A 16,736-nucleotide genomic window follows, 5' to 3' on the forward strand; every position below is an offset into this window, starting at 1 on the left:
TCGCCCTCGCCGATGACCTTTACGGACGTTGCCGAGCGCCCGCGGGATGCCGACAATGGGCCATCATCCTCGTACCGGACCAGGTGCCATGTCGCAGCAGATCTTCTTCGCCCATGCCAACGGCTTTCCGTCGGCCACCTACGGCAAGCTGTTCGCGGCCCTGGCGCCGGATTACCAGGTGCAGCATCTGCCCCAGCATGCCCATGACCCCCGTTTTCCGGTGAATGAGAACTGGCAGAGCCTGGTGGATGAGCTTTTACACCACCTGGCCAGGCAGGATCAGCCGGTGTGGGGTGTCGGCCACTCGCTGGGTGGTGTGCTGCACCTGCATGCAGCCCTGCGGTGTCCTGCTTACTACCGCGGTGTGGTCATGCTTGACTCACCGGTGCTGACCCGCGCCGATCAGTGGTTGCTGCGCACCGCCAAGCGCTTTGGCTTCATTGACCGCATCACCCCTGCAGGCCGCACGCTGGGCCGGCGCGAGGCGTTCAGCGACCGCGCCAGCGCACGGGACTATTTCGCCAGCAAAAAGCTGTTCCGGCATTTCGACCCCGACTGCCTGGAAGCCTACCTCGAGCATGGCCTGCAAGACATGGAGCAGGGGGTACGCCTGCGCTTCGATCCGGCTACCGAAATCAGCATCTACCGCAGCATCCCTCACGCAAGCCCGGCCCCTGCGCGGCAGCTTCAGGTGCCACTGGCGATGGTGCGGGGTGAGCGCAGCAACGTGATTCGTCGCCACCACACGCTGGCTGTGCGCGGCATGCCCAAGGGCGAGTACCACAGCGTACCCGGTGGGCACATGTTCCCCCTGGAGCGGCCGACGGACACTGCCAGCCTGATCAAAGGCCTGTTCGACCGCTGGGGCCAGGCATGAGTGCCCACGTGGAGGAAGTCCGCCTCAGCCTGGGTCATATCGAGCTGGCTGCTCACCTGTTCGGCCCCGAAGACGGCCTGCCGGTGATCGCCCTGCATGGCTGGCTGGACAATGCCAACAGTTTTGCCCGCCTCGCACCGCAATTGAAAGGCCTGCGCATCCTCGCCCTGGACCTTGCCGGGCATGGCTACTCGCAGCACCGCCCGCCAGGCGCCGGCTATGCGCTGGCCGACTACGCCCATGATGTACTGCGGGTTGCCGAACAACTGGGCTGGCAACGGTTTGCCCTGTTGGGGCATTCGCTGGGGGCGATCATTTCTGTGCAGCTGGCCGCCGCCCTGCCAGAGCGGGTCAGCCATCTGGCGCTGATCGACGGCGTCATCCCGCCGACCGGCGCCGAAGCGGATGCCGGCGAGCGCCTGGGGTTGGCGCTGCAAGCCCAGTTGCGCCTGGATGGCAAACGCAAGTCGGTCTACAAGACCCTGGAGGAGGGCGTGCAGGCGCGCATGAAGGGCATGGTCGCGGTCAGCCGGGACGCTGCCGAGTTGCTCGCCCAGCGCGGCCTGATGCCGGTGCCTGGCGGTTACAGTTGGCGCAGTGACAGCCGCCTGACGTTGCCATCGCCGGTGCGCTTGAGCCATGCCCAGGCCATGGCCTACGTGCGCCGGGTGAACTGCCCGGCGTGCCTGGTGGTGGCGGCCGACGGCATGCTGGCGCGCCACGCTGAGCTGCTGCAACAGCTACCCTTTGAACAGAAGGTGCTGCCCGGTGGCCATCATCTGCACCTGAACGATGAACACGGCGCGGCCCTTGTCGCAGACTGTATCAATCGCTTCTTTGGCTTTGCTTGACTTGAGCCGGACAAGTGTCGAGGCTTGGCGGGTTGAACAGGGAGACAACCATGCAACTGCCAGACATCCTGGAGCTTCATTACGGCGCTCGCCGCCGCGCGGGTCGCCGATGAGCGTGCCCGTCATGATTCGTACTGCCGGCGCCTGCCTGGCGCTCGTAAGCCCGCTGCTGTGGGCCGGCGCCCTGCCCGTGCCCGTGGATGCCAAAGTGGTCGAACAACGCCCGGCAGTCGAGCAGGAGCGGGTCTACCCAATGGGCCCGCTACGCAAGATCAGCGGCCGTCTGCGCGTGGATGACAAGGTCGAGAGCCGAGGGCAGGTAAGTTCCATCACTTACGAACTGCCGGCCGAGCGTACGGCTCGTGAAGCCTTCACCAGTGCCCGCGAAGCGTTGCAGCGCGATGGCGGTTACCCATTGTTCTGGTGTCAGGGCCGCGATTGTGGCGAAGCCAGCCTGTGGGGCAATGAGGTATTCGGCAGCGCGCGGCTCAATGGCGGTGACGAGCAGCAGGCGTTCATCCTCCTGCGCCGCTCCGCCAAAGAGGCAGACACCCTGGTAGCGCTTTACAGCGTTACCCGCGGCAACCGCCGCGCCTACCTGCACGTGGAAGAGTTCGTCGCCAGCAGCCCGCTGGGTGAACTGATGCCTACGCCGGCTACGGTGCTGCGCGAAATGCGCGACACGGGCAAGCTCGACTACCCCGACCTGGCTGTGCCGCAACCTTCCTGGGTGACCTTGTTGGGTCGCAGCCTGAACCTGGACAGCACGTTGCGTGCAAGCCTCAGCGGTCCCCAGGCTGAGGTCTGGCGCGAGCAGCTGGTCAGGGCCGGTGTACGCAGCAACCGGCTCGAAGTCGGCAATGCCCCCACCGATGGCCTGCACCTGGAACTGATCCGTTGAATGAGCGCCACCATGGCCAACAATGATCGCCTGCTGATCCAGATTATCCTGCTGACCTTGCTCGGCGCTGCGTTGTGGGTGATGGCACCTTTCATTTCCGCGTTGTTGTGGGGGGCTATCCTGGCGTTTGCCAGCTGGCCGCTGATGCGCCTGCTGACACGCGCACTGGGTGGGCGTGAAACACTGGCGGCAGGCCTGCTGACCTCGGCCTGGATACTCATCGTGGCCTTGCCGTTGGTGTGGTTGGGCTTCAACCTCGCCGACCATGTTCGGGACGCCACCGCCTTCGTGCGCGACGTGCAGGTCGATGGCTTGCCTGATGCCCCCGCGTGGCTGGGCGGCATTCCCCTGGTCGGTGAACGCCTGGTCAGCGGCTGGCAGTCTCTCGACCAGCAGGGCGCCGCGCTGATCGCGTCGGTCAAGCCTCACCTGGGCCAGGTCGGCAACTGGTTGCTGGCACGCAGTGCGCAGATCGGCAGTGGTGTGCTGGAGCTGACGCTGAGCCTGGTCTTCGTGTTCTTCTTCTATCGTGACGGCCCGCGCCTGGCGGCGTTCGTCCTGCGTTTGCTGAACCGCCTTGTAGGTGAGCGCGCCGAGTATTACCTGGAGCTGGTGGCGGGCACCGTGCAACGGGTGGTCAACGGGGTGATCGGTACTGCGGCGGCACAGGCACTGCTGGCCTTGATCGGCTTCCTGATCGCCGGTGTGCCGGGGGCCATCGTGCTGGGCCTGGTCACCTTCATGCTCAGCCTGATCCCCATGGGGCCGCCACTGGCGTGGATACCCGCAACTGCCTGGCTGGTATGGCAGGGTGAGTACGGCATGGCGGTGTTCCTGGGTATCTGGGGCACCTTCGTCATCAGTGGCGTGGACAACGTGCTCAAGCCTTACCTGATCAGCAGGGGCGGCAACCTGCCGCTGGTGATCGTGCTGCTCGGGGTGTTTGGCGGTTTGATTGCCTTTGGCTTCATTGGCCTGTTCATCGGGCCAACCCTGCTGGCGGTAGGGTATAGCCTGCTGCTGGACTGGAGCCGCAACGCCGGGCAGCCAACGCCACAACGTTAACCTTGCGTCGGCCCGGGCGGGCTTGCCCTGCGCATGGGCCGGTGCAGGTAACACGACAAATCTGATCTTTACGCATTCTTTATTTCCAGCCCCACCCCTCGATCTCGCCCCTTTACGCCCCTCCCTTGGACAATTCCCCCAAAGCGGCCCAAGCCGTAACCAGGGGAGATCCACACATGAACATGCTCGACGGGCTGTCACTGCTACTGGCAGTGGCGTTGGCGGTTTACCTGCTGATGGCGCTGCTGCGCGCCGATCGCAGCTAGGGAGCGGCCATGCACAGTTATGACTTCGCGTTGCTGCTGGCGTTTTTCGCCATCGTGCTGCTGCCGGCACCCTGGCTCGGGCGCTTCTACTTCAACGTCATGGAGGGCCAGCGGACTTGGCTGACGCCGCTACTTGGGCCGGTGGAGCGGGGCTGCTATCGGCTGGCCGGCGTGCGCGCCGATCAGGAACAGAACTGGAAGCAGTACGCCCTGGCGCTGCTGGCGTTCAACCTGGCCGGTTTCGTGCTGCTCTTCAGCGTACTTTTACTGCAAGGTTACCTGCCGCTCAACCCGCAACACCTGCCCGGCCAGGAATGGTCGCTGGCTTTCAACACTGCGGTGAGCTTTGTCACCAACACCAACTGGCAGGCTTACAGCGGTGAAGCCTCGGTCAGTTACCTGAGCCAGATGCTCGGCCTGACCGTGCAGAACTTCGTAAGCGCCGCTACCGGGCTGGCCGTGCTGGTCGCCTTGTGCCGCGGCATCTCCCGGCGCTCGACCAGCAGTATTGGCAACTTCTGGGTCGACATGACCCGTGCCACCCTTTACGGCCTGTTGCCGTTGTGCCTGGTGCTCGCGCTGCTGCTGGTCTGGCAGGGTGTGCCGCAGACCTTCGCCGACTACGCCCATGCGGTGACCCTGCAAGGTGCTGACCAGACGATTCCGCTCGGCCCTGCCGCCAGCCAGATCGCCATCAAGCAATTGGGGACCAACGGCGGCGGCTTCTTCGGCGTCAACTCGTCACACCCGTTCGAGAACCCAACGGCCTGGAGCAACCTGTTCGAGGTGGCTTCGATCATCCTGATCCCGGCCGCCCTGGTCTTCACCTTCGGCCATTACGTCAAGGACCTGCGCCAAAGCCGCGCGATTCTGGCCTGCATGCTGGGCCTGTTCCTGATTGGCGGCGCGACCGCGCTGTGGTCGGAGCACCAGCCCAACCCGGCGCTGGACAGCGCGCAGGTTCAGCAGAGCGCACCCCTGGAGGGCAAGGAAAGCCGCTTCGGCACGACCGGCTCGGTGTTGTGGACGGTAACCACCACCGCAGCGTCCAACGGGTCGGTCAACGCCATGCACGACAGCCTCAACCCGCTTACCGGCATGGTCGCCATGGTCAACATGATGGTCGGCGAGGTGATTTTCGGCGGCGTTGGCGCGGGGCTCTACGGCATGTTGCTGTTCGTGCTGATCGCGGTGTTCCTGGCAGGTTTGATGATCGGCCGCACCCCGGAATACCTCGGCAAGAAACTGCAGGCCCGGGAAGTGCAACTGTTGGTGGCAACCTTGCTGGTGATGCCGGTCGGCGTGCTGGTGCTTGGTGCCATTGCCGCCAGCCTGCCGGGCCCTGCCGGCGCGGTCAGCAATCCGGGTGCACATGGTTTCAGCCAGTTGCTGTACGCCTACACCTCGGGCGCCGCGAACAACGGCTCGGCGTTCGCCGGGTTCGGCGCCAACACCGTGTTCCACAACGTGATGATCGGCCTGGCCATGCTCATCGGCCGCTTTGGCTACATCCTGCCGATCCTGGCCTTGGCCGGAAGCCTGGCCGCGAAAAAAGCGCGCCGCAAGGGCTGAACAGCTTCCCTACCCACGGCCCGCTGTTCACCGGCCTGCTGCTGGTGACCATCCTGCTGGTGGGCGGCCTGACCTTCCTGCCGGCCCTGGCCCTTGGGCCAATCGCTGAACACCTGAGCCTGGGTTTCTGAGGAACCGACCATGAACATGCCCATTCCTGAAGTGAACGCCCGGCACAGCGCCAAGGACCAGACCCGCTTCACTGCGCTGTGGCGCCCGGCGCTGGTGCAAGCATTCGTCAAGCTTGACCCGCGTCAGCTCAAGCGCTCGCCGGTCATGCTGGTGGTCGCGCTGACCGCCGTCCTGACCACCGTGCTGTGCTTTGCCCCCGGCAGTGACGTGAGCACCGGCGTTGCCGTGCAGATCGCGGTGTGGCTGTGGTTCACCGTGCTGTTCGCCAACTTTGCCGAAGCCCTGGCAGAAGGCCGCGGCAAGGCCCGCGCCGACAGCCTCAAGGCCGGCAGCCAAGGGCTGACCGCAGAGCGCCGCATGCGCGACGGCACGTTCGAGACCGTTGCCGCTGCGCAGTTGCGCAAGGACGACGTAGTCCGTGTCGTGGCCGGTGAGATGATCCCGGGTGACGGCGAGGTGCTCGAGGGCATCGCTGCGGTCAACGAAGCGGCCATCACCGGTGAGTCTGCGCCGGTGATTCGCGAATCCGGCGGTGACCGCTCGGCCGTCACTGGCAATACCCGGTTGGTTTCCGACTGGCTGCTCATTCGCATCACCAGCAACCCTGGCGAATCGACCCTGGACCGCATGATCGCCCTCGTCGAAGGCGCCAAGCGACAGAAGACGCCCAACGAAATCGCGCTGGACATTCTGCTGATCGGCCTGACGTTGATCTTCCTGATCGTAGTGGTCACGCTGCAGCCATTCGCCCACTTCGCCGGCGGCAGTCTGCCACTGATTTTCCTGGCTGCACTGCTGGTGACGCTGATCCCGACCACCATTGGTGGCCTGCTCTCGGCCATCGGCATCGCTGGCATGGATCGCCTGGTGCGCCTTAACGTGATCGCCCGCTCGGGCCGTGCCGTGGAGGCGGCCGGTGACGTGCACACGCTGATGCTCGACAAGACCGGCACCATCACCTTTGGCAACCGCCGTTGCAGCGCCCTGCATGCAGCCACCGGGGTGACCGCCAAGGAGCTGGGCGAGGGCGCCTTGCTCGCGTCGCTGGCCGATGACACGGCCGAAGGCAAGTCGATCGTCGAGTACCTGCGCCAGCTGCATGACTTCGTCGAACCGGGCGTGGGGCAGTTCGACGCCATTGCCTTCAGTGCCGAGACACGCCTGTCGGGCATCGATTTTCAGCAGCATCGCTACCGCAAGGGCGCCGTTGATGCGGTCCTCGCCTTCGTCGGCATGCAGCGCCTGGAAATGCCGCTGGCGCTGGCCCGCGAAGTTGAACGCATCGCCCAGAGTGGTGGTACGCCGCTGCTGGTGTGCGTGGACAAGCGCCTGCTCGGTGTGATCCACCTCAAGGACGTGGTCAAGCCTGGCATCCGCGAACGCTTCGCCGAGCTGCGCAAGCTGGGTATCCGCACGGTGATGGTGACCGGCGACAACCCGCTGACGGCCGCGGCCATCGCCGCCGAGGCCGGCGTGGATGACGTGCTGGCCGAAGCTACGCCGGAGAAGAAGCTGGCGCGCATCCGCCAGGAGCAGAACGATGGCCGCCTGGTGGCCATGTGCGGCGACGGTGCCAACGACGCCCCGGCCCTGGCCCAGGCTGACGTGGGCATGGCCATGAACGACGGCACCCAGGCCGCGCGCGAAGCCGCCAACATGGTCGATCTGGACAGCGACCCGACCAAGCTGCTGGACGTGGTCCAGGTCGGTAAAGAGCTGCTGGTGACCCGTGGCGCGCTGACCACGTTTTCCATCGCCAACGACGTGGCCAAGTACTTTGCCATCCTGCCGGCGTTGTTCGCCGCCATTTACCCGCAACTGGGCGTGCTCAACCTGATGCAGCTGGCCAGCCCGCAGAGTGCGATCCTCTCGGCCATCGTGTTCAACGCGCTGATCATCATCGTACTGATCCCCCTGGCGCTGCGTGGCGTGCGCGTGCAGGCGGCCAGTGCTGCCCATCTGCTGCGGCGCAACCTGCTGATCTACGGCCTGGGCGGCATCATCGTGCCATTTGCCGGGATCAAGCTGATCGACCTGTTGCTCAACGCTTTGCACCTGGTCTGAGGAGGCCACCATGAACACATATGTACGCCCGGCGTTGAGCCTGATCCTGTTGTTGGCGGTGGTCACCGGCGCGCTGTATCCGCTGGCGGTGACCGGTGTTGCCCAAGTGGTTTTTCCGGAACAGGCCAATGGCAGCCTGGTCCGCGATGAGCAGGGCCAGGTGCGCGGCTCGGCACTGATCGCCCAGGATTTTCAGGGGGATGGCTGGTTTCATTCGCGGCCTTCGGCGGGGGCTTATGCCACCGTGGCCAGCAGTGCCAGCAACCTGTCGCCAAGCAACCCGGCGCTGGCTGAACGGGTAGCGGGCGATGCCGCGAAGCTGTATCAGGCAGGGCAGGGGCCGGTGCCCCAAGCCTTGCTGACCACCTCGGGCAGCGGCCTGGACCCGCATTTGCCACCGCAGGCCGTGGCCTACCAGATTCCGCGGGTGGCGGCGGCGCGCCAGATACCGGTAGAGCGCTTGCAAGCCCTGCTGGAAGGGGCCACCCTCCACCCATTGATCGGGCCGCCTGTGGTCAACGTTCTGGCTCTTAACCAGGCCTTGAGCAAATTGGCGCGATGAAGCAGGCCCGGACAATGCCGATCGTGGCACCACTGAAGGATGAAGCATGAGTGACGCAGCCCGCGCAGACGCGTTGTTGGCCAACCTGCCGCGCGAAGGCCGTGGCAGGCTCAAGGTATTTCTCGGTGCAGCCCCTGGCGTAGGCAAGACCTACGCCATGCTCCAGGCCGCCCACGCCCAACAGCGCCAGGGCGTGCAGGTACTGGCAGGCGTAGTCGAAACCCACGGTCGTGCCGAAACCGAATCACTCCTCTCAGGCCTCGCCCAGCATCCTCTGCTACGCAGCGAATACCGGGGGGTCACCCTGGAGGAAATGGACCTTGACGGCCTGCTGAAAGCCGCCCCCGGCTTGGCCCTGGTCGATGAACTGGCCCACAGCAACGCCCCGGGCAGCCGCCACGCCAAACGCTGGCAAGACGTTCAGGAACTGCTGGCCGCCGGGATCGACGTGTACACCACGGTCAACGTCCAGCACCTGGAAAGCCTCAACGACAAGGTGCGCGACATCACTGGCGTGCACGTGCGTGAAACGCTGCCGGACTGGGTGCTGCAGGAGTCTTTCGAGCTGGTGCTGATCGACCTGCCGCCACGCGAGCTGCTCGAACGTCTGCGTGAGGGCAAAGTCTATGTGCCCGAGCAGGCTCGGGCTGCGATCGATGCCTATTTTTCCCAGACCAACCTCACCGCGTTGCGTGAGCTGGCCATGCAGGCCGCCGCCGCGCAGGTCGATGCCGACCTGGCCCACGGCTACCGTCAGCGTGGGCAAGAGGCGCCGGCCCTGCGCGGGCGTCTGCTGGTGGGTGTCGATGGTGACGATCAGGCCGAACGCCTGGTGCGCCATGCCAGCCGGGTTGCGCAGCGTCGGCATTTGCCCTGGAGCCTGGTGCATGTGGACAACGGGCGGCTGCGCGACGAAACCGCACGGCAGCGTTTGCAGGCGGCCCAACAACTGGCTGAGCGCCTGGGCGGGGAAGTGGTGCTGCTGCGCGCAGGCGAGGTGGCACGCACGCTGATCCAGCATGCCGGCGAGCGCCGAGCCAGCCTGGTGCTGGTAGGTCAGTCGCGGGACCGCCTGCGTCGTCGACTGTTCGGCGCAGGCGTGGCTGCGCGGTTGCTGCGCGAAAGCCACGGGCTTGAGATCAACGTGCTCGACCGCGATGCCCAGCCGGCCCCGGCAAGTTCGGCCGCGCGGCGGGTGTGGGTATGGCGCCACTATCTGTTGGCACTGGCCGCGACCGTGCTGGCGACGGGCTTGTCCTGGGTGGTGTCGAGCGTGTTGGCGCTGCCCAATATTTCGCTGGTGTTCCTTGCCGCCGTACTTCTGGTTGCGGTGCGCAGCAGCCTGGGCCCGGCCTTGGCCTGTGCTGCCTTGTCATTCCTGACCTACGACTTCCTGTTCATCCCGCCGAATTTTTCCTTCAGCATCCAGCGCGAAGAAGACGTGCTGACGCTGGTGTTCTTCCTGTTCATGGCTGCGCTTACCGGCAACCTCGCTGCGCGTCAGCGCCGGCAGTTGCAGGCTCTTCGCGAAACCCAGGCGCAGACCAACCAGCTGCTTGACCTGTCGCGACGGCTTACGGTCGCCACCGACCGGCAAGCCGTATTCAACGCCGCCGGCCAGCACCTCAATGGCTGGCAGGACGTGCACGTGTGCCTGCTCGAACGCAATCCCGAAGGGCAGTTGCAAGTGGCCAGCGGCCAGGCCCAGGTCCTGAGCGACAACGAACGCGCCGCCGCCGAATGGGCCTGGCAACATGGGCAGGCCGCCGGCCATGGCAGCGACACCCTGCCTGATGGCCGATGGTGGTGGTGGCCGTTGACCGTTGACGATCATCCCCTGGGCATGCTCGGCGTACGCCCCCAGTCCGGCGACCCTCTCAGTGCCCAGCGGCGCCGGCTGCTCATGGCGCTTGGTCAACCGCTGGCCCAGGCCCTCGCCCGGGCTCGCCTGGCCGAACAACTGGAAGCCGCCCGTCTGCACGGCGAGACCGAGCAGTTGCGCAGTGCGTTGCTGGCCTCTGTCTCCCACGACTTGCGTACTCCGCTGACCGCCATGCGTGGCAGTATCGACAGCCTGCTGGCGCTGGGCGAAGCCATCCCCACCGAAGACCGCCGCGAACTGTTGGAGGGTACCCGCAACGAAGCCGAACGCCTTGACCGCTATATCCAGAACCTGCTCGACATGACCCGTCTGGGCCACGGCGGCCTCAAGCTGGCCCGCGACTGGGTCGCCCCTGCCGATATCGTCGGCAGTGCCCTGAACCGCCTACGCGTGGTGCTCGCGCCTCTGAGCGTGCACACCGAGGTGCCCGCCGAGTTGCCGTTGCTGTTCGTGCACGCCGCGCTGATCGAGCAGGCGCTGATCAACGTGCTGGAAAACGCAGCGCGCTTTTCGCCCGCCCAAGGCCGCCTCGAACTGCAGGTGTCGGTGCACGACGAGCAATTGCGGTTCGCGGTCAGCGACCAAGGGCCTGGCATCCCCGTGCCTGAACGCGAGAAAATCTTCGACATGTTTTACACCGCGGCCCGCGGCGACCGCGGCGGGCAGGGCACCGGCCTGGGCCTGGCGATCTGTCAAGGCATGATCGGCGCCCATGGTGGGCAGATTCTGGTCAGCGAAGGCATCGATGGCCTTGGTACCTGCATCACTTTATGCTTGCCCTTGCCCCAACAACCCGAAGCCGAAAGCGAAACCCCATGAGCCAGTCTGCCACCCTCCTGGTCATTGACGACGAACCGCAGATCCGCAAGTTCCTGCGCATCAGCCTGGCCTCACAAGGCTACAAGGTAATCGAGGCGGCCACCGGTAGCGAAGGGCTGGCTCAGGCTGCCTTGGCCAAGCCTGACCTGGTGGTGCTTGACCTCGGCTTGCCTGACATGGACGGGCAGCAGGTGCTGCGCGAGTTACGCGAGTGGAGTGCAGTGCCGGTAATGGTGCTGTCGGTGCGCGCCAGTGAAGTGCAAAAGGTCGATGCGCTGGATAGCGGAGCCAATGACTATGTGACCAAGCCGTTCGGCATCCAGGAGTTTCTGGCCAGGATACGTGCGTTGTTGCGCCAGGTGCCGCAAGCGGGCGGGAGCGAGGTGACGGCGAGCTTCGGGCCTTTGACTGTGGACTTCGCATTTCGCAAGGTGACGCTTGAGGGCGCTGAGGTGGCGCTGACCCGCAAGGAATATGCGTTGCTGGCGCAACTTGCCGGGCACCCGGGGCGGGTGATTACCCAGCAGCAGTTGCTCAAGGATATCTGGGGCCCGACGCACGTGGAGAACACCCATTATCTGCGGATTGTAGTGGGGCATTTGCGGCAGAAGCTGGGGGATGATCCAACAGCACCGCGGTTCATCATTACCGAGGCCGGGGTGGGGTACAGGCTGGTTGCGCCTTCCTGCTAGGGCTATTGCCGGTCAAGCTGCACCTTTGTTGTTGCACACCATGAGACGCCCTCCCTTGCGCCCTCTCCTCTGAATGGTCGCAGCCATCAGCCAACTGAGCGTTCTCGCTCAGCAACATCGCCCCCATTTACGCTTCCGTGTCAGGCGTTGCCTTAGGGCAACGCCGTTCTTTTCTTTGTACGCCAATTTTATTTTGTACAGGTGTGCAGCCGGGAATTTGCCGTATTCACGGCGAATAAGTCTTTGCTAAGAATAAAAAATTGTACAACGCTCTGGATTTGTACAGGTTTTGTCGGTACTGTTGATTTCCTCGCAGGAGCGCGGAACGTTCAAAGGAGTGATGAAGTCTCAGTAATGGCCCATAGCCATAACCTTGTTGCCATTCCGATAGGGGCAGGTGAAATGAACATGAATGTCGCCCCTATGCCGTCCAATGAAGAGCAGCGCTTGGCTGCGGTCGCCGAATGGTGTGTTGCGCACCAGGACTGCAGCACCGAACTGCGCACACTGGTCGAATGGGCCGGCCGTTACTTCAATGCGCCGATGTGCCTGATCTCGATCGTCAGCGAGTGCCAGCAGTGGTTCATGGCCAAGACCGCATTGGAGGCCGACAGCACGCCGCGGGATGTGGCGTTCTGTGCCCATACCATTCTTCAGGCGCAGCCGCTGGAAGTACTGGATGCGACGCAGGACCCGCGCTTTGCCGAAAACCCGCTGGTCACCGGTGCACCCGGCATTCGCTACTATTGCGGCGCTCCGCTGTTGGTGGACAAGCAGGTCGCGATTGGCAGTTTCTGCATCATCGATACGGTCCCGCGTGAGGCCATGGATGATGCTCAGCGCGGGATGTTGCAGGCGTTCGCAGACATGGCAGTGCAGATCATTGCCGGTATACGCCATCGAAATTTCTACGACCAGCCGACAGGGCTGTTCAATCGGGTAAAACTTGAATGCGACGTGCAGACGCGCCTTGAACGCCATGATGCCCTGACCGTGGTGGTGTTCGACATCATGCCGGCGCAGGTGCTTACGCACATGATCAAGGTGTTGGGCTACAACTTCGCCCACGACCTGACCCTTCAGGTGAAAGACCTGATCGTCAGCCAGCTTGACCCGGACCTTGCGTTGTACAAGATCAGCCCCACCCGGTTTGCCGTCATCGTGCATCAGCACCCTTTGGCAATGTGCGCGCGGGTAATCGGTGCGCTGAGCGACCCTGTGCAGTGTCATCAGATTCCCGTGCTCCTGGATGCTGCGGTCGGTATTTCGCCGGTCACCCGCTGCGACGACGATGGCAGCCTTGACTGGTTGCGCCGTGCGGTGGGCGCCGCTGACGCAGCCCGTGGCAACCCTAGCCGCTGCGCGCACTATCAGCCGGAGGTGGACGCCGCGCAGCGCAGGGCCTTCTCCTTGCTGACCTCACTGGGGGCAGCGCTGCAGAGCGATGACGAGCTCAGCCTGCACCTGCAGCCGCGAGTTGAACTGCAAGGCCATACCTGCAACAGCGCTGAAGCACTGTTGCGCTGGCGTCATCCGCACTTGGGGGATATTTCCCCTGCCGAGTTCATCGCCCTGGCCGAGAAAACCGCGCTGATAGCGTCGATCAGCCTGTGGGTGATGCGCGCGGTGTTGAACATCCTGCAACACGCTCAGGCGCCGGACTTGCGCATCAGCATGAATGTCACCGCGCGCGACCTGGAGAACGCAGCATTCATGGACACCTTGCTTGCCGAGCTCCAGCACAGGGCCATCGCGCCATGGCGCCTGCAACTGGAGTTCACTGAAAGCGTGCTGATCGAGCAACCCGAAGAAGTGCGCCGGCAGTTGCTGCGTGCACGTCAGGCCGGGATCGACATCGCCATCGATGACTTTGGTACCGGCTATAGCAACTGGGCCTACCTCAGCCGCATTCCTGCCACCCTAGTGAAACTGGACCGCTCGTTGATCCAGAAAGCCACGCACAGTGCCAAGGACCTCCTATTGGTGCAGTCGCTGGTGGGGTTGGCTAACCAGCTCGGTTACCAGGTTGTGGCCGAAGGCATCGAAACCGCTGAACAGCTCACCTGTGCCAAGGCCTGGGGTTGTACCCAGGCGCAGGGCTATTACCTGGCAAGGCCCATGCCGCTGGCCGCCTTCCAGACGTGGTACTGCAACAACCGGCTCCGCTGGTCGCAGATTTGACTTATTCGTCGCTATTCTCAGCAGGTGCCAGCATGTTCAACCGGCAATTGAAAACCACGCTCGCCGAGCGTGAACGCGAACTGGAAAGCCTTCGGCAATGCCTGGAGCAGATAGAGCAGGCGGGTTTTTTTCTGCGGCTCGACGCCGATTGGCGGATCGTCGACTGCAACATTTCCAGTGCTGCTGCGTTCGGCGTCACTGTGGATGCCTTGGCCGGCACCTCTTTGGGACAGTGGCTGCCCGCCCAGACCGTGCGCGGGCTGGCCAGCGCGCTTGCCAATGGTGCGCCGCTGCACGATGACATGAACCTGAACACGGTCAATGGCAAGTCGGCATGGTGGCGCCTGGGCTGGTATCCGCGGTTGGATGCACAAGGGCGGGTATGCGAGGTGCGCGCATACGGGCGTGACGTGTCCAAAGAGGTCGGGCTGGCTCGGGAGAACCAGGCGCTGCTCGACGCGTTGTTGCGCTCCAGCGCGGTCATCCAGTTCGATCTGGCAGGCCATGTGCTGGCCGCCAATGACACCTTCCTGGCGGGCATGGGATACCGGCTCGATGAAGTGGTGGGTAAGCATCACCGGATGTTTTGCTGTACAGAAGATACCGCCAGGCCGGCATATGCCGAATTTTGGCGAACGCTCAATACCGGCCGCTACGTCACCGGCCGCTTCCGCCGTCTGGACCGGCACGGGCACGAAGTGTGGCTGGAAGCGAGTTACAACCCGGTGAACGATGCCCAGGGAAAACTGGTGCGGGTGGTCAAGTTCGCCTCGGTGGTTACCGCACAGGTCCAGCGCGAAGAAGCCATCAAACAGGCCGCGCAGATGGCGCTTGAGGTGTCGCGCAATACCGTGGGCGGAGCGTCGGAGGGCGCGGCGGTGGTGCAGCAGGTGGAGCAGACCATGCAGGGCATGACCCGGCAACTGCAATCGGCCGGCACGACGATCACTGCACTGGGCGAGCAATCGGTGTTGATCAGTTCGATCGTCCAGACCATCGGCGGCATCGCTGCGCAGACCAATCTGCTGGCGCTCAATGCAGCCATCGAAGCGGCCCGCGCCGGCGAGCAGGGCAGGGGGTTTGCCGTGGTTGCCGACGAAGTGCGAAAACTGGCGGCGCGCACCAGCACGGCTACCGATGAGATCGTCTCGGTGGTGGCGCATAACCAGACCCTCGCCAGCCAGGCCGTTGGCGAGATAGAAACCAGCCGGGATCACGCCACGCAGAGCCTGCAGCTCGCCTCGCAGGCAGGTGAGGCGATTGGCGTGATCTTGCAGGGCGCGACGGGTGTGGTGAACGCTGTAGAGCGAGTGAGTCAGGATTTGCGTTGAACCGGGCCAGCGTACTGCTCACCGGGCATCGCTCGATATCAGCGCGGTCAATGGTGGCAGACGATGCGCAGTTCCCCCTCTAGATTCGTGTGGCGTGCTGGAAGCCCCGAACAACAATAACGAGGGACCTGACTATGCCGACCGCCATCCAAGCGAACAACGCCTGGCGCATCCTGTTCCTGCTGTTCCTGGCCAACCTGTTCAATTTCTTCGACCGCACCATACCCGCCATCATCATCGAACCGATTCGCCTGGAGTGGCATCTGAGCGACTTCCAGATCGGCCTGATCGGCACAGCCTTCACGCTGGTCTATGCCATCGCTGGCCTGCCATTGGCACGGCTGGCCGACACCGGCTCGCGCAGCCGGCTGATGGGCTGGGGCCTGATGGCGTGGAGCGGGCTGACGGCAGTCAACGGCATGGTCGGCAGCTTCTGGAGCTTTCTGCTGGTGCGCATGGGGGTGGGCATCGGTGAAGCCAGCTATGCGCCCGCCGCCAATTCGCTGATCGGTGACCTGTTCCCTGCCGAGCGGCGGGCAAGGGCGATGGGTATCTTCATGCTTGGCCTGCCGTTGGGCCTGTTGCTGGCCTTCTTCACCATCGGCGCCATGGTGCAGGCCTTCGGCAGCTGGCGCGCACCGTTCTTCATCGCCGCTGTGCCGGGTGTGGTGCTGGCACTGTTCCTGTTCCTGATCCGCGAACCCGCACGCGGTGCGGCAGAAACCGTAGCCGTCTCCCAGGCTCCACTGGACCGGCCGCTGCGCCGCGTACTTCACGTACCTACCTTCGCCTGGCTGGTGCTCGCCGGCCTTACGTTCAATTTTGCTTCGTACGCCTGCAACTCGTTCATGGTGCCCATGCTGCAGCGGTACTTCGAGCTGCAACTGCAACAAGCCGCAGTGGCCACCGGGGTCATAGTCGGTGTGACCGGCCTGGTAGGCCTGACCCTTGGTGGCTGGGTGGCCGACAAGGTGCATCAGCGCTTTGCCAACGGCCGGCTGATGTTCGCCGTGCTGAGCATGCTGGTCGCCACGCTTGCCACCGCTTGGGCGCTGCACGCCGGGCGGATCGAGCTGGGCCTGTTCGTGGCGTTGTTCGGCGTGGGCTGGCTGTTCTCGTACAACTTCTACACCTGCGTGTACACCGCCATCCAGGACGTGGTGCAGCCCCGCCTGCGCGCCACGGCCATGGCGCTGTATTTCGCCGGGCTGTATCTGCTTGGCGGTGGATTAGGGCCGGTGGTGGTGGGCGGGCTTTCGGACCATTTCGCCGTCGCTGCCATGGACGCAGCGGGGGAGGTGGTGATGAGCGAGGCGTTCAAGGCCCAGGGGTTGCACGACGCGATGTACCTGATACCGGTGGCACTGATGTTGACCATGGTGTTTCTGCTGGCCGCGTCGCGGTGTTTCAGCCGCGATGCGCAGCGCATGCGGGAGGGGATGGTGGCTGACAGCGAAGCACTGGAGGGCCGCGCTGTCCAAGCCTGAGTAACATTGGCCGCGATTGGTTTCTGAGGGTGGCCAACGCTCAGACGTGGCGCC

Annotated in this window: 11 protein-coding genes and 3 pseudogenes; all 14 read left to right on the forward strand. The window is 64.3% G+C overall.

Annotated elements, in window-relative coordinates:
- Positions 1-88: 88 nt before the first annotated feature.
- The 14 genes and pseudogenes from ACMGGN_RS05270 (at position 89) to ACMGGN_RS05335 (ending at position 16,682) form a co-directional block, all read left to right on the forward strand.
- On the forward strand, positions 89-877 hold the full coding sequence (locus tag ACMGGN_RS05270) for an alpha/beta fold hydrolase (RefSeq protein ID WP_115274289.1): 789 nt from the start codon (positions 89-91) through the stop codon (positions 875-877).
- Positions 874-1,728 carry an alpha/beta hydrolase gene (locus ACMGGN_RS05275; RefSeq protein WP_115274290.1) on the forward strand — a complete coding sequence of 285 codons (855 nt, stop codon included), beginning with the start codon at positions 874-876 and terminating at the stop codon, positions 1,726-1,728. The genes ACMGGN_RS05270 and ACMGGN_RS05275 overlap by 4 nt, the downstream gene beginning before the upstream one ends.
- A gap of 109 nt (positions 1,729-1,837) precedes the next feature.
- A complete protein-coding gene (locus ACMGGN_RS05280) occupies positions 1,838-2,629 on the forward strand; it encodes a DUF4892 domain-containing protein (RefSeq protein WP_119687479.1) in 792 nt (263 codons plus the stop codon).
- 12 nt (positions 2,630-2,641) lie between these two features.
- Positions 2,642-3,694, forward strand: coding sequence for an AI-2E family transporter (locus ACMGGN_RS05285; protein ID WP_042112064.1), 1,053 nt, complete (start codon positions 2,642-2,644; stop codon positions 3,692-3,694).
- 176 nt (positions 3,695-3,870) lie between these two features.
- Positions 3,871-3,960 (forward strand): K(+)-transporting ATPase subunit F, encoded by a 90-nt coding sequence (gene kdpF, locus ACMGGN_RS05290; RefSeq protein WP_039602773.1) that lies wholly within the window; start codon positions 3,871-3,873, stop codon positions 3,958-3,960.
- 9 nt (positions 3,961-3,969) lie between these two features.
- A pseudogene (gene kdpA, locus ACMGGN_RS05295) lies at positions 3,970-5,663 on the forward strand (potassium-transporting ATPase subunit KdpA).
- Positions 5,664-5,673: 10 nt separating this feature from the next.
- The gene (gene kdpB / locus ACMGGN_RS05300) at positions 5,674-7,728 is read left to right on the forward strand and encodes a potassium-transporting ATPase subunit KdpB (RefSeq protein ID WP_119687477.1); all 2,055 of its coding nucleotides are present in this window, start codon (positions 5,674-5,676) and stop codon (positions 7,726-7,728) included.
- 10 nt (positions 7,729-7,738) lie between these two features.
- The gene (gene kdpC / locus ACMGGN_RS05305) at positions 7,739-8,290 is read left to right on the forward strand and encodes a potassium-transporting ATPase subunit KdpC (protein ID WP_125924917.1); all 552 of its coding nucleotides are present in this window, start codon (positions 7,739-7,741) and stop codon (positions 8,288-8,290) included.
- Positions 8,291-8,336: 46 nt separating this feature from the next.
- Positions 8,337-10,991: a DUF4118 domain-containing protein gene (locus ACMGGN_RS05310; RefSeq protein ID WP_414156507.1), complete on the forward strand. Its 2,655-nt coding sequence runs from the start codon at positions 8,337-8,339 to the stop codon at positions 10,989-10,991.
- On the forward strand, positions 10,988-11,683 hold the full coding sequence (locus tag ACMGGN_RS05315; protein ID WP_046785228.1) for a response regulator: 696 nt from the start codon (positions 10,988-10,990) through the stop codon (positions 11,681-11,683). Before ACMGGN_RS05310 ends, ACMGGN_RS05315 begins: the two co-directional genes overlap by 4 nt.
- 408 nt (positions 11,684-12,091) lie before the next feature.
- The gene (locus ACMGGN_RS05320; protein ID WP_239539316.1) at positions 12,092-13,864 is read left to right on the forward strand and encodes a GGDEF and EAL domain-containing protein; all 1,773 of its coding nucleotides are present in this window, start codon (positions 12,092-12,094) and stop codon (positions 13,862-13,864) included.
- Between the two features lie 32 nt (positions 13,865-13,896).
- A pseudogene (locus ACMGGN_RS05325) lies at positions 13,897-14,658 on the forward strand (PAS domain-containing protein); the annotation flags it as partial.
- A gap of 102 nt (positions 14,659-14,760) precedes the next feature.
- Positions 14,761-15,195 (forward strand): annotated as a pseudogene (locus tag ACMGGN_RS05330) (methyl-accepting chemotaxis protein); the annotation flags it as partial.
- Between the two features lie 134 nt (positions 15,196-15,329).
- Positions 15,330-16,682, forward strand: coding sequence for a spinster family MFS transporter (locus tag ACMGGN_RS05335; protein ID WP_115274297.1), 1,353 nt, complete (start codon positions 15,330-15,332; stop codon positions 16,680-16,682).
- Positions 16,683-16,736: the final 54 nt, after the last annotated feature.

The organism is Pseudomonas sp. BNK-30, from assembly GCF_047456185.1.
GTDB lineage: Bacteria > Pseudomonadota > Gammaproteobacteria > Pseudomonadales > Pseudomonadaceae > Aquipseudomonas > Aquipseudomonas putida_E.